General features: G+C 40.6%; 1 protein-coding gene. It reads left to right on the top strand.

Annotation, left to right across the window (positions count from 1 at the left end):
• Positions 1-132 precede the first annotated feature (132 nt).
• On the top strand, positions 133-1,289 hold a 1,157-nt coding region (locus BP896_RS09155; protein ID WP_291767744.1), incomplete at its 3' end, for an MFS transporter.

Below are 1,289 nucleotides of genomic sequence, written 5' to 3' on the forward strand. Positions count from 1 at the left end.
AACAGGCCTAAAACGCTCCACCCATGGCTCTGAGAACGATTGATTAGCCTTAGACACCATCATAATCCCCACCTATTGCTTAAAAACTTTAAGCCTAGGACTGAAGAGTTAAAATCTAAGGCTGCTTAAATTATGAGTAGGATAATTGGCGAAGGCATTAGGAGAAGTAAACTCTTCCAAGTTAGTGTGCTTTATAACGCTGCCGGTGGATTATATTACCCGGCTATACCATTATACTTAAGGGGCCTGGGGATTAATGTGAGCTTAACCAGCTTAATATTATCTGGCTTATCATTAAGCGGCTTCATTTCAGCGGTTCTTTGGGGTAGGTTAGCTGACTCACCCTCTAGAAGGAGGAGAATAATTACTGTAACAACTATTGGTGGTGCGTTTTTCTACATGATCCTAGCCTTACCATTACCTTTAGCGGTTTTCATAGTCATACTATTACTGGCTAATCTAATGGCACTTGGGGCGATACCAGTTATTATGGCTGAGGCCAGTGGTTGGGTTAATGCCACTGAGGAGATGGGTTACTATTGGATTGGTGGTTCACTAGGCTACTCCTTAACAACAGCCTTCACTGGGCTTATATTAGAGAGGCTTGGTATTGGTTTAATATTCCTAATATCATCAATATTAACACTGAGTGTTTATGTTGTCTCAAGGAGCATGAACTTTAATAGCATCCGTAAGGAATCCATGGAGGTTATTAGGAGTACTCAGGGTAATGGCATTTCAGCAATATTCTGGCTACTTATATCTTCAATAATAATCTTCCTATTCACTGATGTGGCTAAAAACCTCTATATACCAGTGTTCTACGCCTTTAATCTAGGGATGGGTTACGCATTATCAACCTTAACACTAAGTATTGAGGCTTTCCTTGAAATCCCCGTAATATATGCGTCCACAAAAATGCTCAGTAGGGTTAATGCCTGGTTAATATTTGGCCTCAGCCTAATTCTAGCTGGCTTCTTCTACTTACTTAACGCCTTTATTCCACCTGATCCAGTATATGCATTTCTAGTGATGGCATCATACTCCCTCGTCTGGGGTACTTACAGCGTCTCCAGTACTGAATTAGTTGCTAGGTTAACTGATTTAAGAAGAAGGGGTACCGCTTATGGCGTATATAATTCAGCATTCCCTATAGCCAACATAATTGGCCCACTCTACATAGGTTACGTAATATCAGCTTCAGGGTATAGGCATGGGTTAATCTACCTATCAATACCAGTATTAGTACTGGGTGTGTTTATACTTAAATACGCTAAACATAACTACGC

Source organism: Caldivirga sp. UBA161 (assembly GCF_002506515.1).
Lineage (GTDB): Archaea > Thermoproteota > Thermoprotei > Thermoproteales > Thermocladiaceae > Caldivirga.